The sequence below is a fragment of the Enterococcus sp. DIV2419 genome (assembly GCF_051711865.1).
Lineage (GTDB): Bacteria > Bacillota > Bacilli > Lactobacillales > Enterococcaceae > Enterococcus > Enterococcus faecalis.
In genome coordinates this window covers 718,689-743,190 of the sequence record NZ_JBIONS010000001.1, presented here as the reverse complement: position 1 = coordinate 743,190, position 24,502 = coordinate 718,689, and the positions used below count along the sequence as shown (strand labels likewise).

21 protein-coding genes and 1 pseudogene are annotated in these 24,502 nt (G+C 36.8%); 6 read left to right on the top strand and 16 right to left on the bottom strand.

Features of this window, described 5'->3' with window-relative positions:
• Positions 1–37: 37 nt before the first annotated feature.
• Positions 38–676 (top strand): cyclic di-AMP binding protein CbpA, encoded by a 639-nt coding sequence (gene cbpA / locus IGI97_RS03535; protein WP_002365057.1) that lies wholly within the window; start codon positions 38–40, stop codon positions 674–676.
• A 73-nt stretch (positions 677–749) separates the two neighbouring features.
• On the opposite strand, the gene murB is transcribed toward cbpA, so the two are convergent.
• Both murB and IGI97_RS03525 read right to left on the bottom strand, forming a co-directional pair.
• Positions 750–1,637 carry a UDP-N-acetylmuramate dehydrogenase gene (murB, locus tag IGI97_RS03530; protein WP_002387193.1) on the bottom strand — a complete coding sequence of 296 codons (888 nt, stop codon included), beginning with the start codon at positions 1,635–1,637 and terminating at the stop codon, positions 750–752.
• Positions 1,638–1,723: 86 nt separating this feature from the next.
• Positions 1,724–2,638 carry a Gfo/Idh/MocA family protein gene (locus IGI97_RS03525; protein WP_002384066.1) on the bottom strand — a complete coding sequence of 305 codons (915 nt, stop codon included), beginning with the start codon at positions 2,636–2,638 and terminating at the stop codon, positions 1,724–1,726.
• Between the two features lie 206 nt (positions 2,639–2,844).
• Here IGI97_RS03525 and IGI97_RS03520 point away from each other — a divergent pair, with 206 nt between their 5' ends.
• The 3 genes from IGI97_RS03520 to IGI97_RS03510 all read left to right on the top strand — a co-directional run bounded on the left by IGI97_RS03520 (position 2,845) and on the right by IGI97_RS03510 (position 4,878).
• Positions 2,845–3,600 carry an exodeoxyribonuclease III gene (locus IGI97_RS03520; RefSeq protein WP_002367205.1) on the top strand — a complete coding sequence of 252 codons (756 nt, stop codon included), beginning with the start codon at positions 2,845–2,847 and terminating at the stop codon, positions 3,598–3,600.
• Positions 3,601–3,633: 33 nt separating this feature from the next.
• A complete protein-coding gene (locus IGI97_RS03515; RefSeq protein ID WP_438737993.1) occupies positions 3,634–4,167 on the top strand; it encodes a 3'-5' exonuclease in 534 nt (177 codons plus the stop codon).
• 120 nt (positions 4,168–4,287) lie between these two features.
• Positions 4,288–4,878: a hypothetical protein gene (locus IGI97_RS03510; RefSeq protein WP_438738781.1), complete on the top strand. Its 591-nt coding sequence runs from the start codon at positions 4,288–4,290 to the stop codon at positions 4,876–4,878.
• Between the two features lie 100 nt (positions 4,879–4,978).
• On the opposite strand, the gene IGI97_RS03505 is transcribed toward IGI97_RS03510, so the two are convergent.
• The 3 genes from IGI97_RS03505 to IGI97_RS03495 form a co-directional block, all read right to left on the bottom strand.
• On the bottom strand, positions 4,979–6,661 hold the full coding sequence (locus tag IGI97_RS03505) for an FAD-dependent oxidoreductase (RefSeq protein WP_438737991.1): 1,683 nt from the start codon (positions 6,659–6,661) through the stop codon (positions 4,979–4,981).
• A 96-nt stretch (positions 6,662–6,757) separates the two neighbouring features.
• Entirely contained in the window at positions 6,758–7,321 is a 564-nt protein-coding gene (gene ahpC / locus IGI97_RS03500; RefSeq protein ID WP_002356396.1) for an alkyl hydroperoxide reductase subunit C, read from the bottom strand.
• 240 nt (positions 7,322–7,561) lie between these two features.
• On the bottom strand, positions 7,562–8,251 hold the full coding sequence (locus IGI97_RS03495) for an O-methyltransferase (RefSeq protein ID WP_438737989.1): 690 nt from the start codon (positions 8,249–8,251) through the stop codon (positions 7,562–7,564).
• A 652-nt stretch (positions 8,252–8,903) separates the two neighbouring features.
• On the opposite strand from IGI97_RS03495, the pseudogene IGI97_RS03490 reads away from it, so the two are divergent.
• Positions 8,904–10,306 (top strand): annotated as a pseudogene (locus IGI97_RS03490) (IS3 family transposase).
• Between the two features lie 74 nt (positions 10,307–10,380).
• Here IGI97_RS03490 and IGI97_RS03485 read toward each other — a convergent pair.
• From IGI97_RS03485 to IGI97_RS03435, 11 genes are all read right to left on the bottom strand, one after another.
• A complete protein-coding gene (locus IGI97_RS03485) occupies positions 10,381–11,385 on the bottom strand; it encodes a lipoate--protein ligase (protein ID WP_002356394.1) in 1,005 nt (334 codons plus the stop codon).
• Positions 11,386–11,417: 32 nt separating this feature from the next.
• A complete protein-coding gene (locus tag IGI97_RS03480) occupies positions 11,418–12,158 on the bottom strand; it encodes an MBL fold metallo-hydrolase (RefSeq protein WP_002356393.1) in 741 nt (246 codons plus the stop codon).
• A gap of 145 nt (positions 12,159–12,303) precedes the next feature.
• On the bottom strand, positions 12,304–13,095 hold the full coding sequence (locus IGI97_RS03475) for a DUF975 family protein (RefSeq protein WP_002365061.1): 792 nt from the start codon (positions 13,093–13,095) through the stop codon (positions 12,304–12,306).
• 20 nt (positions 13,096–13,115) lie between these two features.
• Complete coding sequence (locus IGI97_RS03470; RefSeq protein ID WP_438737987.1) at positions 13,116–14,198, bottom strand: M42 family metallopeptidase; 1,083 nt, start codon at positions 14,196–14,198, stop codon at positions 13,116–13,118.
• A gap of 212 nt (positions 14,199–14,410) precedes the next feature.
• On the bottom strand, positions 14,411–15,685 hold the full coding sequence (gene dltD / locus IGI97_RS03465) for a D-alanyl-lipoteichoic acid biosynthesis protein DltD (protein WP_002376500.1): 1,275 nt from the start codon (positions 15,683–15,685) through the stop codon (positions 14,411–14,413).
• Positions 15,685–15,921, bottom strand: a complete 237-nt coding sequence (gene dltC, locus IGI97_RS03460; protein ID WP_002356389.1) for a D-alanine--poly(phosphoribitol) ligase subunit DltC — start codon at positions 15,919–15,921, stop codon at positions 15,685–15,687. The genes dltD and dltC overlap by 1 nt, the downstream gene beginning before the upstream one ends.
• Before the next feature lie 32 nt (positions 15,922–15,953).
• The gene (gene dltB, locus IGI97_RS03455) at positions 15,954–17,159 is read right to left on the bottom strand and encodes a D-alanyl-lipoteichoic acid biosynthesis protein DltB (RefSeq protein WP_002382500.1); all 1,206 of its coding nucleotides are present in this window, start codon (positions 17,157–17,159) and stop codon (positions 15,954–15,956) included.
• The gene (gene dltA / locus IGI97_RS03450) at positions 17,156–18,676 is read right to left on the bottom strand and encodes a D-alanine--poly(phosphoribitol) ligase subunit DltA (RefSeq protein ID WP_002368807.1); all 1,521 of its coding nucleotides are present in this window, start codon (positions 18,674–18,676) and stop codon (positions 17,156–17,158) included. The genes dltB and dltA overlap by 4 nt, the downstream gene beginning before the upstream one ends.
• Positions 18,677–18,690: 14 nt before the next feature.
• Positions 18,691–18,840 (bottom strand): teichoic acid D-Ala incorporation-associated protein DltX, encoded by a 150-nt coding sequence (locus IGI97_RS03445; RefSeq protein ID WP_002356384.1) that lies wholly within the window; start codon positions 18,838–18,840, stop codon positions 18,691–18,693.
• 203 nt (positions 18,841–19,043) lie between these two features.
• Positions 19,044–21,140, bottom strand: coding sequence for an ABC transporter permease (locus IGI97_RS03440; protein ID WP_113848569.1), 2,097 nt, complete (start codon positions 21,138–21,140; stop codon positions 19,044–19,046).
• Positions 21,130–21,897 (bottom strand): ABC transporter ATP-binding protein, encoded by a 768-nt coding sequence (locus IGI97_RS03435; protein ID WP_002356382.1) that lies wholly within the window; start codon positions 21,895–21,897, stop codon positions 21,130–21,132. Before IGI97_RS03435 ends, IGI97_RS03440 begins: the two co-directional genes overlap by 11 nt.
• Before the next feature lie 405 nt (positions 21,898–22,302).
• Between IGI97_RS03435 and nrdD the strand changes: the two genes are divergently transcribed.
• Entirely contained in the window at positions 22,303–24,486 is a 2,184-nt protein-coding gene (gene nrdD, locus IGI97_RS03430) for an anaerobic ribonucleoside-triphosphate reductase (RefSeq protein ID WP_002385686.1), read from the top strand.
• The last annotated feature ends 16 nt before the right edge of the window (positions 24,487–24,502 follow it).

Genomic DNA, 24,502 nt, shown 5'->3' with positions numbered 1-24,502 from the left:
TAAATTTATTAAAAATGAACCCTTAGGAGGCCTGTTTATGTTATTAAAATCTGTAGTTATTAAAAAAGATAATTTAACAACCGTCAATGAATCTTGTACTCTAGAAGAAGCTCTTTCTATTTTAGAAGACTCAGGTTACCGTTGTGTCCCAATTTTAGACGAATCTGGAAAAATTTTCCGAGGAAATATCTATAAAATGCATATTTACCGCCATAAAGCAAACGGTGGTGATATGAGTTTACCTGTTACCTATTTGTTAAAAAATGCCACAAAATTTATTTATGTCAACACTTCATTTTTCAAGGTATTTTTTACTATTAAAGAACTACCTTACATTGCTGTTTTAGATGAAAATAATTATTTTTACGGCATTTTAACACACAGCACCTTATTAAATATTTTAGCGCAATCTTGGAATGTAAAACAAGGGAGCTACGTTTTAACAATTGCTTCAGTTGGTCAACAAGGCGACTTAGCAGCCATTTCAAAAATCATTGCCAAATATAGCAGCATCGCCAGCTGTATTACATTGGATGTTGATAGTGAAGAATTTGTTCGTCGCACACTTATTACTTTGCCAGCCGGCACAACTGCCGAAACGTGTACAGCCATTGTAGAACATTTAGAGCGGAAAAACTTTAAAGTTGTAGAATTGGAAAATTTAGAAGACGAGTAAAATTTACGACCTTTATCTTAGGATTTAAAGCTAGGGAGGCAAGTCAAAATGACTTGCCTCCCTAGCTTATTTTTTAGACTTCTTCACCAATAATTCGAACTTCCGTTTGCAATTCAACATCAAATTTTTCTTTAATCACTTCTTGGATATGTGCAATTAATTCCACATAATCTGTTGCGGTTGCATGATCGATGTTAACAATAAATCCCGCATGCTTTTCGGAAATTTGAGCACCGCCCCATTTTAAGCCTTGTAAGCCAGCGTCTTGGATTAATTTCCCTGTAAAATGACCAACAGGGCGTTTAAAGACACTGCCACAAGAGGGATACTCTAGCGGTTGCTTCAGTTCACGAAGTTCCGTTAATTCATCCATTTGGGCTTTAATTTCTGCATGGTTTCCTTTTTCTAAAGCAAACGTTGCTTGCAAGACAATACAATGTAATTCTTGAATTTCACTATGACGATAACGGAAATTCAGGTCTTCTTTCGTCATTGTTTGGATAGTTCCATCTGCCAATAGCACTTCTGCAGATTGGAAAACATCTTTAATTTCCCCGCCGTATGCTCCAGCATTCATATAAACAGCACCACCGACACTTCCCGGAATGCCACAAGCAAATTCAAAACCAGTTAAATCAGCTGCTAAGGCTTCGTAGGTTGTATCAATCAGCTTGGCACCAGCATCCACAATCATGGTGGTACCGGCTACTTTGATTTCTTTCATTTCTGTTAGCATAATCACGACATCGCGAATACCGCCATCACGAACAATCAAGTTGCTAGCATTGCCTAATACTAACCATGAAAGTCCTTGTTCTCGGCAATACGCCACAATCTCTTCAACTTCTTTTTTTGTTTTGGGTAAGGCCAACACATCAGCTGGGCCGCCTGTTTTGGTAAAGGTTACGTTTTTTAATGGTTCATCTACTAATAAAGTAATTTCGTTTAATGTTTCTAACATAGCTTTAGTGTTCACGAAAGTTAGTCCTTTCTTTTCAAAATATCTGTCTTATTCTAGCATGATAGAAAGAAAGTTGCTAGTCCTCTTTAAAGAACATGCCGTTGTTGTTGGCGTAGCATTTCTTCACATAACGCATGACTTTCATAGACTTTTTCTTGTTTTAACTCTTGCTCTTGCGGTTTTTGAATGGCCTGAATGAAAGCAGTAACCATTTGGTAAAAACCTCTTTTTTCCAATGTTGGCGTCCAATCTCCCATCTCTTTTACTTGGTATTCTTCTTCTGTTTGGATGGTCAAATGCGTTAAATTTTCCAAGCGATAAGTACCTGTGGGGCTGGTGACTTCAAAAGTTTCTGTATTGGCCCCAGAGTGTAAATCCATGGAACAAACAATCGTTGTCTGTTCGGTTTCTAATTGTAAAATTGCTCGTTTTAAATGACCGTTTTCTTCCACTAATTTTGACTGCACCACGTGGAGCGGTCCTTCCGCTAAATAAACTGCGGTATCAACGACATGTAAAAATAAATCATACATCATAAAACTTGTTTCTCTCGTTGTATTGATGCGGTTCTTTTTAAGAAAAATTGTTTGTTTTTCAGGAATATTTTTCAATACTTCCGTATAAGGGGCAAAACGACGATTGAAGCCAACCATCAGGCGCAGATTTTTTGCTACTGCCAATGCTTGTAATTCTTTGACTTCAGCAAGCTCTTCACTTAAAGGTTTGTCCACAAAGACGTGAATACCAGCCTGCAATAATTGGCGAACGACTGCACCATGCACTTTTGTGGCTACATGGACAAAACAAGCATCAATCTTCGCTTCAATCAATTCTTCTATGGTCCCAACAGTTTCTGTAAAGCCATACTGATCAGCGATTTCTTGTCGTGTTTCTGGGTTTCTAGTTGCCAATACAAACTCTGCCAAGTGGCGGCATTCACTATAAGTTGGCAAATACGCTTTTTGTGCAATGTTTCCTAAACCAATGACTCCAATTTTCATTCATTTGTCCTCATTTCTGCTCTTTTTACTATTTTATCATAGACTACTTCTTTCCAAAAATCAGTCATTTTCTCTTTTTCTTTTCAAGTATTTAAAACTTCTTTAAAAAGTATTAGAATAGAAGAAAGCACCAAGCGACCTTTTCTTTGGTTCTGGTTTGCACTGAAACGAGCAAAAGCGTTTCTTATTTGAAAGGAGTTTCAACAATGAAATGTATTTCTTGGAATGTCAACGGCTTACGAGCGGTTGTTAAAAAGAATTTTATGGATGTTTTTAATGAATTAGATGCAGATTTTTTCTGTTTACAAGAAACAAAATTACAAGCTGGGCAAATTGATTTAGAACTTCCTGGCTATCATCAGTATTGGAATTATGCCGAAAAAAAAGGCTATTCTGGCACAGCAATTTTCGCTAAAGAAGAAGCGTTAAGTGTTCGCTATGGCTTAGGTATCGAGGCTCACGATCAAGAAGGCCGCGTGATCACTTTAGAATATCCAGAATTTTTCATGGTCACTTGCTACACACCAAACTCACAAGCTGAACTAAAGCGTTTAGCTTATCGAATGACATGGGAAGATGCTTTTCGTGCCTATTTAAACGAATTAAATCAAGAAAAACCCGTAATTCTTTGCGGTGATTTAAACGTAGCTCATCAAAAGATTGATTTAAAAAATTGGAAAACCAATCAAAAAAATGCGGGATTCACGCCTGAAGAACGGCAAAAATTTACTGAGTTATTAGACAGTGGCTTCACTGATACATTCCGTTATTTTTATCCAGAAGCTGAGGGCATCTACTCATGGTGGAGTTATCGCTTTAACGCACGAAAAAATAACGCAGGTTGGCGGATTGACTATTTCGTTGTGTCAGAATCCTTGAATGAACGTTTAGTCAGTGCTAAAATCCATACAGATATTCTTGGTAGTGATCATTGTCCAGTGGAAGTTGTACTTGATTTTTAAGTGTTACTCAACGCGTTGAAAGGAGTTTTTTTAATGAACTTTTACGCTTTTGACTTTGAAACAGCTAGTTATGATAAACATAGTGCCTGTTCCATTGCAATTGTTAAAGTAGAAAATAGTCGGATTGTGGATGAATTTTACACGTTAATCAAACCAGAAACACCTTTTTTCTGGCGGAATACGCAAATTCACGGCATTCATGAATCAGATGTTGTCAATGCGCCCAAATTCCCTGAAGTCTGGCAACAAATTCAGCATTGTTTTCAACCAAATCGGTTAGTGGTCGCTCACAATGTAAGTTTTGATTGTAGTGTTTTGGCTGGCTGTTTAGATTACTATGGCTTAGAACAACCTAATTACCTTTCTTTATGTACAGTCAAAACGAGTCGCAAACTGTTTCCTGAATTTCCTAATCATAAATTAAATACCGTTTGTGAAAACCTCAATATCACTTTAAATAATCATCATGATGCTTTAGAAGATAGCCGTGCTTGTGCCGAAATTCTTTTACAGCAAGAACAACGATTTGGGGTTGAACCTTTAAAAAAATTAGTATTGGTGAAATAATCCAGTTCTTGTTTCCAGCGAAGGCGTTATCTCTTTCAGTGGCTAGTTGGTAGGAGATAACGTCTTTTCTTTTACATAACTTTTCCCCTAAAACAAAAATTTTTCAGAAAGGACGCGATGATGTATTCGATTCTTTACTTATTCACAGACTCTCTCAAAAATGCGTGGCGCTCAAAAAACCAATTTAGTACGTTGATTCTTATCTTTATTATTAGTTTTCTGACTTTTTCTGCTCTATTATTGACTTTGTTGTTTTCTCGATGGCTTTCACAAATGATTCTTCTTGATAATTATGCAGTGGTTCCTCCCTTGAAAATTTTCAGAGGTTTGGCTGGAATCAGCGCTGGAACCCTCTTTTTCTTCCTGATTAGTTATATTTGCCGAGCTTTCTTCCTAACTTTTTTAGAGCAAAAAAACGACTTACTGATCTTAGCTCTTTTAGGTACGACAAAATTACAAATTTTAATTAGCTATGCCTTACAACCCATCTATTATTTGATTTTTATTTTGCCTTTAGCTGCTTTTCTAGCCAATAAGCTCATTCAACAGTTTATCCATGATTTTTTCAGCGAGGTACCTGGTTTAATGCATATCGATAGCTACATGCAAGGTATCTTTTTACCACTAACAGGAAGCCTATTGTTCATTTGCTGTTGTGTCTTTTTAATTCTTTTTAGGAAACTCAATCGCTTAATCAAAAAAGGTACTTGACTAACTATGCGAAAAAAGTGAGAAATACGTCGAGATGACGTATTTCTCACTTTTTTGAATGACTTAGGTTCTTTAGGTTAATTACTTTTTTCCGCCTCTTTTAAGCCAAGGCTTCAATAATTTCGGTCATTGTTTTTGAACCAAAAATCATTTGTTCTCCATCAATCAGCATTGCTGGAACGCTCATAATTTTCTTTTCTTTTTTCAACTCTGGAAATAGACTAATGTCCACCATTTCTGCTTCCACATGAGGATTAATTGATGCAATACGTTGGCAAGCCGCCACGACATCGGGACAGAAATGACATGTTAGTGAAACAAAGATTTCTATTTTTCTTTTTGGCAATGCAAGTATGTTCTTTTGCAGACTTGCTTCTAACGGCTGCCCCTCGCTGCCGACATTATAAACCGCCAAAACCAACGAGTTTACTTCATGGCCACTAGGAATACCACTAAATTTAATTCCTGTATAGTTTCCTGCCGCATCTAAGAGCACAACGCTAGGCATTTTTTCAATCCCATACAGCAATTCTTTGGCTGGCTCAGTATCTTTCAAAATCGTTTCTAAAGTAATCTTCTGATCCAGACTTGCAAATTCTGTTAAGAATGACTGAAGTTCCAATGATTTTTCATCACTTGCATCCAAAAACTGAAGTAATGTCACTTTTTTGGTTAGTTTAGCGAAAATACCGTTTAATTGTTGGCGCATACTTTCTGGGAACCACTGATGCTTACCAGTAACTTTCGCTGGCTGTTTTTCTTTTGGTTGCTGACTGTTTGTTTCAGGGGCAGATTGATTAGCTAATCGTTCAGTCATTCGCTTCGTTACAATCGGTTGGCCCGCCTGTGTTTTTTGTTCTGTCACGTAACGTTGCGCATGAGTGGCGGCAATTGCACCGTCTGCAACCGCCGTCACAATTTGACGTAATTCTTTTATTCGTAAATCTCCTGCTGCATAAACTCCGGGAATATTGGTTTCCATATTCTCAGTTGTTAGCACATACCCACGGTCTAAGGCAATTTTCCCTTCAAAAATTTCTGTACTTGGTTTATTTCCAGCAAAAACAAACAGGCCAAATGTACTGTCTTTTGGAGCTTCATAAACCGTTTCTTCTCCCGTCTGGTTATTGACAAACACAGCTTTTCGGACAAAATCATCTCCCGTAATTTCTTTCACTTCTGTGTTATAAACAATCTTAATTTTCGGGTGATTTTTGGCCGCCTCCGCAGTTAATTTTGCACATGTAAAATCGGGTTCTCGGATAATCATCGTTACTGATTTACCGTAACGTGTCAAATAAACGGCCTCTTCCGCTGCTGCATAACCGCCACCAATCACAAAAATATCTAGGCCTTGGAAAAACTCCCCATCACAAGTAGAACAATAGGCCACGCCGCGTCCTGTAAATTCACTTTCACCAGGGAAACCAATTTTACGAGCAGAGGCCCCTGTCGCAATCAATACTGCATATGCTTGATAGGTTTGACTCGCTGATTGAACAGTTTTTATCGTTTGACTAAAATCAACATCAATAATCTCGTCTTTTGTAAAAGCTACACCGAAGTCTTGTGCTTGAATGCGCATTTCTTCCATTAGTTCTGGACCTGTTGTGTGACGAATCGCTGGATAGTTCACAATTTCAGAAGTCGTCGTTACCTGTCCGCCAATTTTGTCTTTTTCAATAATTAAGGTATCCATCATTGCGCGACCTGCATAGATACCTGCAGATAAAGCAGCTGAGCCGCCACCAATAATAATCAAATCGTAGATTTCTTCTGTCACTTGCTTCTCCTCTTTCTTCTGTGTTTCAGAAAAAGAGCTGAACAAAACATTTTCTCTGTTTTATCCAACTCTTTGACCTCTATTTACAAAGCGAATTTAAATTTTACCAACTAAATCTAAGCTTGGCGCAATTGTTTCTTCTCCTGGTTGCCAATTGGCTGGACAAACTTTATCACCATGTTCTGCTACAAATTGAGAAGCTTCTAATTTACGAACAAGTTCTTCAGCATTACGACCAATACCCATGTCGTTGATTTCATAAGATTTGATCTCACCTTCTGGACTCACAATAAATGAAGCACGGTAAGCCATTCCAGAAGCTTCATCTAAAACGCCAAAGAAACGAGCAAGTTGACCGTTGGGATCGGCTAACATTGGATATTTAATTTTTCCAATCGTTTCTGTAGCGTCAGCCCATGCTTTATGCACATAATGACTATCTTCTGAAACAGAGTAAACCTCACAATTTAATTCCTGTAAATGCGCATAATGCTCTTGCATATCCCCTAATTCCGTAGGACACACGAAAGAAAAATCAGCTGGATAAAAGAAGAAAATACTCCATTTTCCTAAAATATCTTCTGTTGATACTCGTGTAAATTCACCATCGTGATAGGCATCACATTCAAAGTCAAAAAGTTTTTGATTAATTAAATTCATTGTCGTTCCTCCTCTGTTTTTTTACTCTTTAAGGATAACAGTTTATAATTATTCCGTCAATAGAATAATTATAAACAAAAGAGGTTTTATTAACACATAATACTGTCATATTGAGAATTTTATGATTATCATTCTCAATTAGAAATAGCGAGATAACTTTTTAAATAACATAAAAAAGAAAGCGAATCATTAAAAGAACTTGCTTTTTAATGATTCGCTTTCTTTTTGTGAAGACATTCTTTAACTATCTAAAATAATCGTTTCTTTCTCTTTGGTAATTAAAATAACTCCATCACCAAGAGGAACTAAAGTAGAAGTTAAATCAGGATGCGCCATGACTACATCTAAAAATTGGTTTAATTTACGATGAATCGCTCGATTTTTTTTCGGTACTTCCTCAGCAGGGTCTAAGATTGTCCCAGCTTGAAATACATCATCCACCATTAAAACGCCGCCAACTGGTAGCAACCGTAAACATTCAGGTAAAAATTCAATGTATTTTGATTTGGCACTATCCATAAAAATAAAGTCATAAGGTCCTTCCAACGTTGGTAGAATCTCAGCTGCTTGTCCTTCTAAAAGAGTGACCTTTTCTTCTAAGTCCAGGCGTTGGTAAGTTTTCTTCGCTTTTTTTATCATTACGTCAAAACGATCAATCGTGGTCACGTGACCATCTTCACCGACAAATTGGGCCATCAAGCTTGAAGAAAAACCAATTGCTGCCCCGATTTCTAAAATATTTTTGGGCTTTAGTTGTCCTAGCAAAAATTGTATAAAAACTACTGTTTCGTGTGGAATAATCGGCACCCCTGCTTCATTGGCTTCCGCCTCCACTGCCCCTAATTCTCCGGGAAGTTTCTTTTGTTTTGTACGCATATACTCAACCAATTCTGGTTTAACGACTGGTCGATGCATCATTTCGTTTCTCATCACTTTCGCTCCTTTTCGTCCCTTTATTATACGAAGTCCTTGTTCCTCTGTAAAGGATTGAAATAGGATTCTTATTATTTGTTTGAAAATAACATGCACATTCTTAACTTCCTAGCTAAGTGCGGATTACTTCTTGTAAGCACATTTTTTCTTTGTTTCTGCTATTTTTTATTAAGTTTTAATTAGAAAACGTCAAAAAGTAGCCCTCAAGAACATACCTATTGATTTTTTCTCGTTATTTCTTATAAAAATACTTCTACATATGTTAATATTTTCCCTTAAATCACTATTAATTCTTGCTATTTCAAGCCCCAAAACAAGCCTATAACCTTGCCAAAATAAGAAACGTCAAATTTTACTACTTTGTCTGTAAAAATTTGATATCACAAAAGAAAGGAAATCTTGTATACTCTTTACAGATAGTGATTTATAGTGAAGCACATAACCAAATTCCCGAACTTGACTTGGTTCAAGTACATATGCAGGCGAGATATTTGATAGTTCCCTGATAAAAATCGTTTCGACGATTTTGCACATAGCACTACCTTTCTAAAAGCTAAATATTATTTTTTAGCTAGAAAAAAGACAACCGTTTGATGAGCCGACCCCCAAAAGTTAGACCTAGAAATCTAACTTTTGGAGGTTTTTTTGTATGGCAAAATACAGTTTTGAATTTAAACTTAAACTTGTTCATGACTACTTATCTGGTCAAGGAGGTCTAAGGTTTCTCGCAAAGAAGTATGGGTTTAAAGATAGTTCTCAAATAAGCAAATGGATAAATGCCTATAAGGAACTTGGTGAAGAAGGCCTACTTCGCAGTCAAAAAAATAAGAATTACTCTGTTCAATTTAAGCTAGATGCGATAGAGTTATATTTAACAACAGAGTTGTCCTATCAAGAAGTAGCTAATCTTCTAAAAATGAACAATCCATCATTGATTGCGAATTGGCTTAGAACGTATCAGAAGTTTGGTATAGAGGGACTCTCTAAACAGAAAGGACGTCCACCTACCATGCCTAAGAAGAAACAAAAGGAAAGCCAACCATTACCAAGTGAACGATCTCAAGTAGAGAAACTAGAAAAAGAAAATAGAATGTTAAAAATTGAGAATGCCTATTTAAAAGAATTGAGGAGACTGCGTTTAGAGGACGAACAAAAAATGAACGAATCGCACGAATCATTCACAGTCTCCGAAGACACTTTCGATTAAAAGATATTTTGGAAACCCTAAGGTTTCCAAAATCTACTTACATGTACTGGCAAAAACGCCTCGACAGAACAGCTTCAACACAAATCATTGAAGAAGAAATTCAAGCGATTCGTAAAAAACATCAACATTATGGCTATAGAAGGATGACCCAAGAATTGAAACGACGTGGATTTCAAGTGAATAAAAAGAAAGTCCAGCGATTAATACAAAAGTTAAAGTTACAAGTCAAAGCTTTTACTAAGAAATCCAGAAAATATAATTCCTATAAAGGAACCGTTGGTAAAATCGCTAAAAATTTGATTCGTCGCCGATTTAAAACCTCTGTTCCTCATCAAAAAATTACAACTGATACAACTGAATTTAAGTACTTTGAAGCAGATAACGTAGGCATCTTTCGTCAGAAAAAACTATACTTAGATCCATTTATGGATATGTATAATAGTGAAATTCTAAGCTATAGCCTTTCTACTCAACCAAATGGTAAAACAGTTATGGAAGGTCTGAAAGAAGCAATTTCTCAAACAAATGATTGTCCCTATCGGCGCACCTTTCACTCTGATCAAGGCTGGGCTTATCAAATGAATGTCTATATACAAGCATTAAAGGACAACAATATCTTTCAAAGTATGTCTCGAAAAGGAACCTGTTTAGATAATTCTCCTATGGAGAATTTCTTCAGTATCCTAAAACAAGAAGTGTACTATGGAAAAATCTATCAAAGTCAAAATGAATTGAGAGAAGCAATTGAGAACTACATTTATTATTACAATCATCACCGAATCAAGGAAAAACTTAACTGGAAAAGCCCAGTAGAATTTCGACAATTCAATCAAAAAACTGCATAAAAATAGAGTGGAAAAATCCACTCTATAAAAAGTCTAACTTTTTGGGGTCACTACATGAAACGGCTGTCTTTTTTTTAATAAATTAACCCAAGCAAATCTTCTTTTTCGATGTTGCCAAAGTATTTTTTAACGTCAATTTGATCAATGGCTTCTTCTAAAGAAGCTTTATCATATTTCACGCCGGTTAAAATATCTTCAACATCTTTAATTTCACCAAGCCCAAAGAAGTCCCCAAAGATTTTAATTTCTTGAATGGCACCATCCGCCACATTCATTTTCATTTCAATTGAACCAATTGGAAAACGATGGCGACGTTCTAAGTTAAATGCTGGTGATTTACCATAATTCCAATCCCAATTGCGATAGTATTGCTCTGAAATTTTGTTAATAGCCGCCCAGTCTTGATCAGTTAATTCATACGTTTTAACTTGGTCGATCGAATCTACGCCGAAAATTTTCAAAAGAATTTCTTGGCGGAATTCTTCCGTTGTCATCTCTTGTTTATCTTCAGATAAAAATGGTTTAATGTTTGTTACCCGTGAACGAACAGACTTGATACCTTTAGATTCGATTTTATCTTTCCGTACTTTTAATGTATTTACAACTTCATCAATATCACTATCAAACATTAAGGTTCCATGTGCAAACATGCGGCCGTTGGTAGCGTACATCGCATTTCCTGAAAACTTCATATCATTAATCACTAGGTCATTGCGCCCTTTTAATTCGGCACCTTCAACGCCTAAGTCGTGCAATGCTTGAATAATTGGTTGGGTAACTTTCGCAAAATCACGGAAAGAGTTGCCGTCATCTGGCATAATAAAACTAAAATTCAAATTACCATGATCATGATAAACGGCGCCGCCGCCACTTAAGCGACGAACAACATGAATGCCGTGCTCATCTACATATTCTTTGTTAATTTCTTCAATTGTATTTTGGTTACGGCCAATAATGATTGACGGCTCGTTAATGTAAAATAAAAGAATGGGCTCATCTAAAGGCATTTCTGTTAACAAATATGTTTCAATTGCTAAGTTCACTCGTGGGTCATTATTTTCATTCGGTACAAAAATCACAATCGGTTCTCTCCCTTGGTATAGTTACTTTTTTAAATCTCAACTGTTAAATCTGGTTGGGCTAATGTCACTGGAATTTCCGTTCCAGCATAGTTTTGCGCTTCTTCACGTAGTTGTTCCAATGACCCATGTTGTGGTAAATGGGTCAACATCAATTGTTTGACTTGTGCTGCTTTGGCAATTTCACCTGCTTCTCTTGACGTAAAATGTGCATGATGTCGTTCATTACCTTCAAATAAGTACGTATCCGCTAAGAATAAATCCGCGTCTTTTGCAAAGTCTTCAAAACTTGCTAAGTAACCAGAGTCTCCTGTAAAGACAAAGACTTTGCCGGTCGCTTTTTCAACAATCCGCATCGCGTAACAAGTGACAGGATGAATCGTTTCCATGAAAGTAATTAAAAATGGTCCTACTGCCAACTCTTCTGCTTCAAAATACTCTTTCCCTTCGGAAACGTTAGGAAGCGTTAGTTCTTTGAAATGCATTTGATCTTGTGTATGGCCATATATTGGCAAAATAGGAGTCGGTTCCAGCGTTGGATAAAGCTGACGATAATATTGTAAAACACCTAAATCTGCGATATGGTCATGATGGTAATGCGACAGAATGACAGCATCTAATTTCAATGGATCTAGATAGTTTTCTAAACGCACTAATGTCGTACTGCCTGCATCAATAAGCAAATGAAAGCCTTCAGATTCTAACAAATAGGAACTCGTTCCTTCTCCTTTGTATGGATAAGCACCTAAACAGCCTAAGACAGTCAATTTCATGTGTGGACAACCTCCTTCAATACGATACTTCCATGTTACCATAAAATAACGGAAAAACGAGATTAAAACGCTTAAATTTTCACAAAAAGACCAAAGAAAAAACCTGAACCCTTTGTCGAGATAACGAAGGATTCAAGCTTCTATTTTATTCTTCCGCTAAGCCTTTTTCTTCTAAGGCAGTTTGATAAAAACTAGCTAACGCTACATAGTTATAAGGAATCACCCATAATAGACCGATACCAATAGCTAAAAAGCCCACAATATACCAACCAATAAAAGAAAATTGTAAACATAAATATTGCCAAAAACGATTTTTCATTAAATATAACGCCTGTTTCAATGCCATCATAATTGGCAGTTCTGGATTATCAAAACGTAGCCACACAGCAAATTGAAAAACGCCACTCACAAATAAACCAATTAAAAAGATCAAGATAGTGGCAACACCAAACGCTAGGAAAAAGGAAAAATCATTTAAGAAAAAGGCTTGGATTTCCTCTGGTGTAACTGTATTAAACATCAATTTGAAATACAAGGTTGTCCCTGCCCCAAATAAAATTGGTAACAAAAATAACAAACCAATTACACGTTCAAGTACTTTTTGAAGTAGGTTGACCACAAATAGCGGACCATAATATTTTCCTTGAAAAACACTCATTAAAATATTGACCCGCACCTTTTCACCACGTAACACCTTCAAGGCTGCGTAATATAGCGCATAACTTAACGCGAATAAAACAAAAATTTGCAGTAATACTGCGGCAAAACTACTTTGAAAAACTTGATTTTCACCAGAAAATAAATTTTGCACAATCGATGTTAAGAAGCTCTGTAAAACCACTCCTAAGAAAGTTAACCAAGCCATGATCCCCCATTGCCCATCAAGGGCTCTGCGAGCATTGGCACGATGTTGCGAATTTGTTACTAAACTTTTCATTCATTCCATCCTTTCTGAAACTAATAACTAGTCAATTTAGCGACTGTTTCTTTATCTAGACGTTTCACCACTTCTGTGACTAATTTGACTGTGTTGAAATAATCATCTTCATGAATAACTGAGGTATGTGAATGCAGATATCTAACAGGCACCGTGATGGCTAATGATGGAATCCCGTTGCGCGTTAAATGCATGCGGCCAGCATCCGTACCTCCCCCTGTAATCACTGTATGTTGGAAGGGAATGTTATTTTCTTCCGCCACTTGAATAACAAAATCACGTAATTTTTTATGCGGAATCATTGATGCATCATAAATCAAAATTTGTGGCCCTTCACCTAAAACAGAGTCGGCTTCTTTAGGTGTCATTCCTGGTGTGTCACCAGCTGTTCCTGTGTCTAAAGCAAACGCTATGTCTGGATTCACAAGATGCGTACTTGTTTGCGCACCGCGTAACCCCACTTCTTCTTGCACATCACTGCCTGCAAATAAAATATTGGGGTGCCCTTCTGTCGCTAAATTTTCTAAAACTTTTAATGAAACGGCCGTACCAATTCGGTTATCCCACGCTTTTGCCAATAAAAATTTTGTATCATTCATGCGACGATAGTCAATATATGGTGTCACCATATCTCCTGGATGAATCCCCCATTCTGCAACTTGTTGATCGCTACTTGCACCAATATCAATAAACATATCTGCAATCTCATAGGGTTTGTTACGAACTTCCGCTGTTAACACATGCGGTGGTTTAGATCCAATGACACCATGGTAAACCTTACCAGTCGTGGTTTTAATCTGAACTTGTTGGGCCAACATCACTTGCCCCCACCAACCGCCAACGGTTTGAAATTTTAAAAAGCCTTTTTCTGTGATTTGGGTAACCATGAAACCGACTTCATCCATATGCCCAGAAATGTAGACTTTTGGTCCTTCTTTATCACCAACATTTTTTGCAATAATACTGCCAAGACCATCATATAAAAATTTATCCGTATACGGTGCTGCATACTTTTTAAATAACGAACGTACTTCGTCTTCATTCCCAGCAATCCCTTTAGCACTTGTTAAATCAATTAACATTTTTTCTTCTTTTGCATCCATAAAAATAACTCCCCTCAAAAACCAATTTTATCCATTATACCACGAACTAAAAAAATACTTACAAAAAATAAATTGAGCAACGTTCTCCACTAAAAGTAAACGAAAAAACAGCCTGCACGCTCGTTATTCAACGGCAGGTACAGGCTATTTTCATTGTTACGAAGCGCTTCTAGTCCGCTTCAAATAATTGGTACTTAATCCATCTTGCCTTCTTAAAATTGAGGTAAGACCAATGGATTTTGTTGTTGCCAATCTGTCTGATAAAAACGATCATCAATTTGATACGCTAACTTTTTAGACGCAGGTTGTTTCATAAATTCATCTACTTGACGATCAACAGCGAGCCAACCACGCCAACCTAAATGAATCGTGTCCGCCATAAAGTAACGTTCATTACTACATGTTGAGAAGTCAGCAATGTTAGTAAAGCCTTGCTCTTGAAGTTGATATTTCAGCTTGCGTGCTACTTGTTGCAACATATCTTGTGACAAGCCCGTATAGTCCGACCAACGTTTGTTAACAGGTGGGATTACAAATAAAACATCGACATTTTTTTCTGCTAACTGTTCTAACGCAGCTTGGAAATCACCATATTCTGGAGAAAAACGATAATCCCATTTCTTTTGTGAATGAGCTAATTTCGGTAAAACTGGTTTAATCCGTTGGCGATAAAAACCGTTACTTATTTCAAATTTATTATTATTAATGGCTTTTGCCGCAATTTTTCCAGCTAGCTGATCTAATTCATTAAAATTATAAGTAGCAGGTAATTGTTTCATATCTTTTTCAACAATTGGTTCTCTGCTAACCATGCCAATTTGGCTAAACAATTCATCTTCACGATTCAAGAAACGGAGATTCATTATAAAATAGTCTCGTTGAGAGCGTTGGGGAAGTTGCCCTGCCTGCAGATTTGCCAAGGTTTCCATTAAGACTTTGTCTTTTTGAACAACTGGAAATTTGATCAAACGTTGTGCTAGATATTGGTCACCGCTGGTTAATTCGGTTAAATTAGCTAACCATTGATAGGTTTGTAATTGTGAATAGTGTGCACCAAAACTATCATTAGGTACACCCTTTTTGACAAACCATTGCGGAGATAAAATAAAGACCGCTTTCTTATTGGCAATCGCATCGCCCATCGAATGAATGACCATTGCTTGGGTTAATGACTGTGTGCCCGCTTCTCCTAGTAAAAACGGTCGATAGTTCCGTTGATACTTTTCAGAGAGCACACTAGGGTGGAAAGCACTAAATCGACTTAATTCAGAAGAGCCAAAAAAAGGAACATATTTACCAGAAGCCACTGCTTTGTTTTTAATCACATTGCCTTTTAAAACGTTCGGTGCCATTGACGTTGATGCTTCCTTCAACGTTTTTTCGGAAGTTAAATTGATTCTGAACGGTGCAAAAAAGAACACTGCAACCAAGACCGCTGAACAAAGCACTGGACCTAAGATTCTGATTAGTCGTTTTTTTCTAGACATTATTGTAAAGCTTCCACTTGTTGAATGATTTGTTTTGGTGTTCCCCATACTTCACGGTCAAAGTCTGATACAGGAACTTGGATTCCTAATTGTCCTTCAATTTCTACTAATAATTGAACCGTTGCTAAAGAGTCCAATAATCCTTCTTCAAATAATTGAATGTCTTGATTGTTCACAACTTCGTCTGTTCCTGTAATATCTTCTAAAATGTTTAATACTGTTTCTTGAATGTTCATTGTAAATTGCCCCTTTATATTTTTATTTTTGTTTATTTAAACCATAGTTTGTCTAAAAATCCTGAGAAAATCAGGAAGCTGACACAAACCGCTTGGAAAGTTAAAAAGACTGCAAATGCATGTGTAAATTTGTTTGATGGTATCTTGTCTTTATGTTTTTTCTTAAAACGTAGCCAAGCATCTGTCACACAAATTAGTGTTGCATGGTAGAGCCCATAAGCGATGTAGAACCACGTTAATCCATGCCAAATGCCCATAATTAAGAACAACGCAAAGTAACCAATATTAGAAGTCACAATCCGACTTTTAAAGACTTTCTTTTTCATTAAGAAAAACATTAAGCGCATGTAAATGTAATCACGGAACCAAAAAGATAAGGTCATGTGCCAACGATTCCAGAATTCTTTAATATTCCAACTTAGGAACGGTTTGTTAAAGTTCATTGGTGTATCATAGCCCATTAAATAACTTGTGCCAACGGCCAGTAAACTATAGCCTGCGAAATCAAAGAATAGATACAAACTGTAATTATACATATAGCCGACTGTCCACCAAGATAAACCACCTTGTGCCAAGGCCATTTTTTCCACATGTGGTAAAAAGACACCACCAAGATAATGACTGATAATAAACTTATATAAAAATCCTAGAAATAAATAAAAAATTCCTTTTTCTAAAAAGTCTAAATATTTCTCCGCACTCGGCGGGTTTTTCAAATCTTTTTCAAAGCGCCGATAACGATCGATGGGTCCTGAAGAAATAGTCGGGAAAAACAAGAGAAACTGAATGTAACGAAACGGATGATATTCTTTCATTACGCCATCCCGTAAATCCATGACCACTTGGACCGCTTTAAAGGTTAAATAAGAAATCCCTAAAAAGCCAAGTAAAGTTGTTTTGCCTGTCATGAAGGGAGAAACTTTCACCCAAACAAGCGGTAATATAGCTAAAAAGACAGCCAGATAAAAGACCCAACCTGCATTTTTATTTTTTCGATAAGCCGCATAGCCCCACGTTAGTAACGTTTGATAAATAACATATACAATCAGAGCGACTCCTTGTTGCCAAAATTCGCCACCAAAACTGATATATAGAAAGACCAGTGTCACGAGTGTTTGGTACCAAGGCCAACGTGTCCCTTTAATGGCTAAAGTTAAAATCATCGGCAACAAGGCCGCAATTAGCAGAACAAAGTAATACGGTGCATTATAGGGAATCATATGAGGAAAATTCATCATGTGGCATTCACCTCATTCATCAACCCTTTCCGATCAATTTTGCCATTACTTGTCAAAGGTAATTGTTCAACATATACAAATTTTTGCGGAATCATATAGTCCATTGTCAACGTGGCTAATTCTTGTTTAATTGCCTTAGTTAATTGAAAATCACTTGAAAATTCATGTGCTTGCGGAACGACATAGGCAATTAATTGTTGGACTTTATTTCCTTGATATTTCGGCACAACGACTGCTTGTTTCACGTAGGAAACATTCGTTAAGTGATGATCTACTTCTTCTAACTCAATGCGGTAGCCATGCAATTTAATTTGAAAATCTAAGCGTCCCTCATACTGCAATAGGTTATCGACTAACTTTCCAGCATCGCCTGTGCGATAAGCTGGTACGCCATCTAATTGGAAAAAAGCTTCAGCTGTTTTCGCAGGATTATTTAGATAGCCTTTGGAAACACTTGGTCCAGCAATGACGATTTCACCAATTTCACCTGCAGGTAATTTTGACATGCCTTCCATAATATAAATTTGCGTATCCTCTTTCACATACCCGATTGGTAAACGTTGGACACTTTTTAAAACTTCTTGAGTGATTTCAATGGCACTAATCGCTACAGTCGCTTCTGTCGGCCCATACGTATTATAAATATGCGCAGTTGGGAAACGAGCGGCTAATTTCTCAGCCGTTGGTTTTGGTAATTCTTCTCCACAGAATAAAAACGTGCGCAGTGCTGGTAGATGTTCACCATCGAAGCTTGGTTCCATTAGACACAATTCAATAAAGGACGGTGTTGAAACCCAGACGTCGATTGTTAATTGTGGCAAACGCGTAAATAATTGTTTAAAATCGTTAATGATTTCATTGGGTAACGGAGTTAATGAGCCGCCTAACGCCAATGCGGGATAAATAGACATCACCGATAAATCAAACGAATAAGGTGCCTGTGCTAAAAAGCGGGCCCCTTCTTCTAAACCAAAATCTTGCAACAACCAATTCGTAAAGCTAACTAAATTATCATGGCTGATTTGCACACCCTTTGGTACACCAGTTGTCCCTGAAGTGAAAATGATATAGTAATTACTTGCTCCTGTGACAGGCGTCAACGCAGGCGCATGTCGGGGTGCATGCATCATCATTTCCGTTAATTCTTCCGCCGTAATTACTGGCACTTCGGTGGCTAACTCAGGCCATTCATGCACAGCAATCACTGCGGTTGGTTTGGCTACGTTTAGAATTAGTTCAATGCGTTCTTTTGGTGTATGTGCATCAATGGGGATATAGCTAAAACCAGCTTTCGATGCGCCTAGAAAACTCACAATCATTTCAAAATCTAATTCTCCGTATACGACAATCGCTGACTTGTCCGTTTTCAGCTCAGCTAAATAAGCGGCTAGATTGTCTGACTTTTCTTTTAACTCTCCATACGTAGAGACTTTTTCTTCGGTTAAATAAACAGGACGTTGGGGTTCTTTACGTGCCCATTCATCAATCGTTTGAATCATATTAATTACTTTTTCCATGTATAGCCGCCTCCTTAAAACTCGTTATAAATGAAGGTTCCTCCATTGATATTCTTGTAATGATAAAGATAAATTAATGCAATGACAATGAAAGAATAAAATAACGTTTTACCGATGAATTTAAGACTTTCGTTATTGAGAATTTTCTGAAAAGTTGTTTTCATTATCATTCACCTCCTAAGGTTAATCGCTATCCATTATTTTATGCTATATTTCAGCAAAGTCCATTGAAATTTCTTACAATTTAATAAAAAAACTAACAATTTCGTCACTTCTTAAATTTTCATGATTTTCATAAACGGAACTCTCATAATTTTTTCGCATAAAGAAACTGTAAAAACCGCTTCACAACGGCTTTTACAGTTTTTTAAAAATGGATGTGTCGAATCATCCGCGCATAAATGGCAGACGTTAAAATATAAAAAATTAGATAAACAATTATTAAGATTCCACAAGAAAGATATACTAACAAATATCCTGGACTCTTAATAAATTGGCTTAGCAAATAAATGGCAAAGGTAGTATGCAAAATCCCAATGACCATCGGCGGAAAGAAAATCAAACTATTCTGTCGATAAATTTGCTTAGTTATCTCTTTACTAGAAACACCCATCCGTTTTAAAGTCACGTAATCTTGACGCTCACTTACAGCTGAAAACAGTTGTCGTAACATCAAAATACTGCCCGTAATAAACAACGCTAAAATCGCCACAAACATGGAGACATATAAAGTCAAGCCGTTAATTTTTCGTTCATAGCGTAAAGAGGCGTAGCGATCATTCATATTTAGTCGCCAAGTTTCGGTGACATCATCTTGCGTATTCTTTGCCTCTTCGTTAGGCATTTGTTTGGCAAAACCACTCAACTGCTGGTTATTTTTTTCATACTTATACAAAATTGGCGCTTGCCATTCTGTGGCAATCTGTTTATTTACGGCTTCATAAAGTTTTTCACGGCTTTTCGTGTCAACATTTACGGCGTTAATCTGATACTGAATGGAATTTTTTGTCACTTTCTGATAAAGGGCATCGGAAACGACAATCGTTGGTAAAGAATATTGCAATAAAAAATTGCCTAGATAGTTAGGCAGCACTTGTTGTAGTTGTGCCTTCTCCCCTTCAACAAATTGCAGTTTCGATTCATAACGAGACATACCACTTAAAATATTGGTAAAGCTATCCATATAGATAACACTTTGGTCATTTTTTAAATGTAAATCGTTTAAATAAGGATTAATTTTTTGATAGTTGCGGTAGTTGGAGAAAGATAAAACATTAACTGCTTCAATCGTTTCTTGTTCCTCTTGCGCTTGACCAATTCGCAAACTGCGTTCAATTCCAGTAATTTTATAAGAAAGTGTCACTTCATTTTTTATTTTGGTGTCCTTCGCTTCATCGAGAACTTTCTTCAATTTAGGATAGCTTTCCTGTGAAACTAAAAAGTCCACGGGGCCATCACTGTTGACCGTGTGCATACTAATCGTATACACAAAAACCATCACGCCAATCCCACTCAAGGCTGTCGCAATTAACAAGGTCAAACCAGTGAGTGTTTTGCTACTTTTAAATAAGTAGCGTTTGGCATTGCCTAAAGTAATCATGCGTAAATCTTGGTAATACCATTTTTTTCTATGATTAAATAAGCGAATGATAAAATACATGGTATAACGGAAAAATAAATAAGTTCCCACCACACATAGACCCAAAATGATAAAAGGCGTCAATGTAATAATCATCGGAATCGAGATATCCAATGAATCATTTAATTGTTTATACACAATACCTGTCGCTAAATTCCGAAAATCAAACGCAATAAAATAACCAGCCAGTAAACAAATAGGTCCTAAAATACCTAGAAACTGCCGCCGTTTCGTTAAACGACTATAATTAATTTGACCAATTTTTTCTTGGTGCATAAGCTGCGACAATGGATAACGATAAATCATCCAAATACTTCTTAAGCAGACAATCAAAATCATAAATGCAAAAGCTACACCGGTTTCAATAACGGAACGCCAAGAAATATAGAAGAAACTGGGGACTTCTAAAAACATAACTTTGGCTAAAATCATTGAAAACAACTTGGTGAAAATCACTCCTAAAATAATCCCATTAATTAGTGAAACAAAGCCTAAAACTAAATTTTCCACTAAAAAAATTAGTGAAACTTGGCTCTTTCTCAAGCCAATTAATCGATACAAGCCAATTTCTTGGCTACGTTTTCCTATAAAAAAACGATTTGCTGCCAACATAAAGCCCAAAATAATAATCGTGACTAAGGTACTACCGAGTCCTAAAGATCGCTTAATTTCGATATCACGGCCTGCACCTGCGACAAGAGGCTGGTTGTAAGCAATCGCACGGAAACAATAATAAACGACCGCTGCAAAAGTCATACTAATGTAATAAACCAGATAATTAGGTACATGAGCTTTTAAATTTTTTAATGATAGTTTAAAAATCATTTGCGCGCCCGCCTCCACCAATCGTTGCTTGCATATCTATCACACGATTAAAAAATTCCTTACGTGATCCTTGACGAACAACTTCTGAGAAAATCGCACCGTCTTTAATGAATAAGATGCGATTGCAAAAACTGGCCGTGTACGGGTCATGTGTCACCATCAAAATTGTGGCATCATCATGCAGATTAATTTCAGCTAAATATTTCAACAATTCTGTTGCTGATTTTGAATCCAGTGAGCCAGTTGGTTCATCTGCAAAAATAATTTTAGGGTTCGTAATCAAAGCACGAGCAGCTGCTACCCGTTGTTTTTGTCCCACAGATATCTCTGGTGGATAAGCAGATAAAAGCTCCTGAATCCCCAAAATCGAAGTCACATGTAACAAACGTTTATCCATTTCTTCTAATGAAACTTTTTCTACAGCTAAAGGCAACAGAATATTGTCCTTCACATTTAACGTATCAATTAGGTTAAACGATTGAAAAATAAACCCCATTTCGTTTCTTCGAAAATCACTTAATTGATTATCTCGCATTTTTAAAATATCTTGTCCGGCGATGCGCACGATCCCTGCGGTCGGCAAAATAATCGAGGATAAGACATTCAACAGTGTCGATTTCCCAGCACCGCTGGGACCCATAATCCCCACAAATTCGCCTTCATCAACGGTAAACGAAATATTATCTAATACTTCTGTTTTATTATTTAAACGACCATATGTCTTGCTGACATGGTTTACTTCTACAATTTTTTTCATTTTTCTCGCTCCAACGTTTTGTTATTACTCTTATTTTACCAAGAAAAAATCTGAATGAACATCGTTTTATCTTACAATATCGTTCGGTAGTCAAAGAATAATTGGCATTTCGTGAATAAATCCGCAAACAATTATTATTTAATAATTGTTATTTTTTAGTGTTGCTTTTAGCAATTTGGCAAAAAACTCTTTGCTGTTTTTTAATTTGGACAAAGAATTTTTTTCACGCAAAAAAATTTGCTCAATCCTTTTCTTCATTTGTTTTCATATTTTTTCAAAACAGCACAAGCACAATATATAGTGTTTGTCTAGTGATATTTTACTAAAAATACGCAATATATCGATTGAATTTAGCCGACCTTTGTATTAGGATAGTTACTAACGAGATATAAGGAGCTGGATAAAATGATGAAGATTACTGATGAAAAAGCCGAGGATGTTAATCTCTCAACAATTAAAGTCGTCAAACGAGATGGTCGTTTAGTGACTTTCGATGATCAAAAAATATACGATGCTTTGATCAAAGCTGAACAAAAAATACATGACCAAGTCACTCCTTTGACACATCAAAAAGTCCAATCGATTGTTGCCGATGTCAATCGAGAAATTGCCGAACGTTTTACCAATAACGTAAAAATTTATGAAATTCAAAATATTGTGGAACATACTCTGCTATCCAACAACGAATATGCCTTAGCCGAAGAATACATTCATTACAGAACCCAACGTGATTTTGAGCGTAGTAAAGCGACTGATATTAATGTATCTATCGGCAAATTAATTAATAAAGATCAGACTGTCGTGAATGAAAATGCCAACAAAGACAGTGACGTTTTTAATACGCAACGTGATCTAACCGCTGGGATTGTTGGAAAATCAATTGGTTTAAAGATGTTGCCTTCACACGTGGCTAATGCCCATCAAAAAGGCGACATTCATTACCACGATTTAGATTATCATCCATATACTCCCATGACAAACTGCTGTTTAATTGATTTTAAAGGCATGCTAAACAATGGCTTTAAAATTGGGAACGCTGATGTCGAATCACCAAAATCAATTCAAACGGCCACTGCACAAATTTCTCAAATTATTGCCAATGTAGCTTCCAGTCAATATGGTGGTTGCTCTGCCGATCGGATTGATGAATTATTAGCGCCTTTTGCGGAACGTAATTATGAAAAACATTTAGCAGATGCGCAAGAATGGATTGAAGGAGAAGAACGCCAAAAAGCATTCGCTCGGAAGAAAACGAAAAAAGATATTTTTGATGCCATGCAAAGTCTTGAGTATGAAATTAATACCTTATTTACTTCCAATGGACAAACCCCTTTTACTTCTCTGGGATTTGGTTTAGGTACCAACTGGTTTGAGCGAGAAATTCAACGGGCGATTTTACAAATCCGAATTAATGGTTTAGGGATTGAAAAACGAACAGCTATTTTCCCAAAACTGATTTTCACAATTAAGCGCGGCGTCAATGCGCAACCTACTGATCCAAACTACGATATTAAACAACTGGCACTGGAATGCGCAACGAAACGCATGTATCCTGATGTTTTAAACTATGATAAAATCGTTGAACTAACAGGTAGTTTTAAGGTACCAATGGGCTGTCGTTCCTTTTTACAAGGCTGGAAAGACGAACAAGGTGAAGAAGTAAATGTTGGCCGAATGAATTTAGGCGTTGTGACCTTGAACTTACCAAGAATCGCTTTAGAAGCGCAAGGAAGCCAAGAAAAGTTCTGGCAAATTTTAAATGAACGTTTGGCGATCGTTAAAGATGCTTTGGTTTATCGGGTTGAACGTGTTAAAGAAGCTAAACCAGCGAATGCGCCGATTTTATACATGTATGGTGCATTTGGAAAACGTTTAGCTACACAGGATGCCGTAGATGAACTGTTTAAAAACAAACGTGCCACGGTTTCACTTGGCTATATTGGCTTGTATGAAGTGGCTTCTGCCTTTTACGGCGGTGCTTGGGAGGACAATCAAGAGGCCAAAAACTTTACACTGGATATTTTAAAAGAACTGAAAAAAAATGCCGACAACTGGGGCAACGAATACGGCTATCATTTTAGTGTCTACTCTACACCGAGCGAAAGCTTGACTGACCGTTTTTGCCGTTTAGATACTGAAAAATTTGGCATCGTCGAAAATATTACAGATAAAGAATATTACACAAATAGTTTCCATTATGATGTACGCAAAAATCCAACGCCTTTTGAAAAACTTGATTTTGAAAAGGATTATCCAAAATACTGTTCTGGTGGTTTTATCCACTACTGTGAATACCCCATGTTACAGCAAAATCCCAAAGCACTTGAAGCTGTCTGGGATTACGCTTATGACAAAGTTGGCTATTTAGGAACCAATACGCCAATTGATCATTGTTATGCCTGTGGTTTTGAAGGGGACTTCCATCCAACTGAACGTGGCTTTGAATGTCCAGAATGTGGCAATCATGATCCTAAGACTTGTGATGTCGTTAAACGGACTTGTGGTTATTTAGGTAACCCGCAAGCTCGTCCAATGGTACATGGTCGTCACAAAGAAATTTCCTCTCGTGTGAAACATTTAAAAAATTAAACTCGATTATTCTATA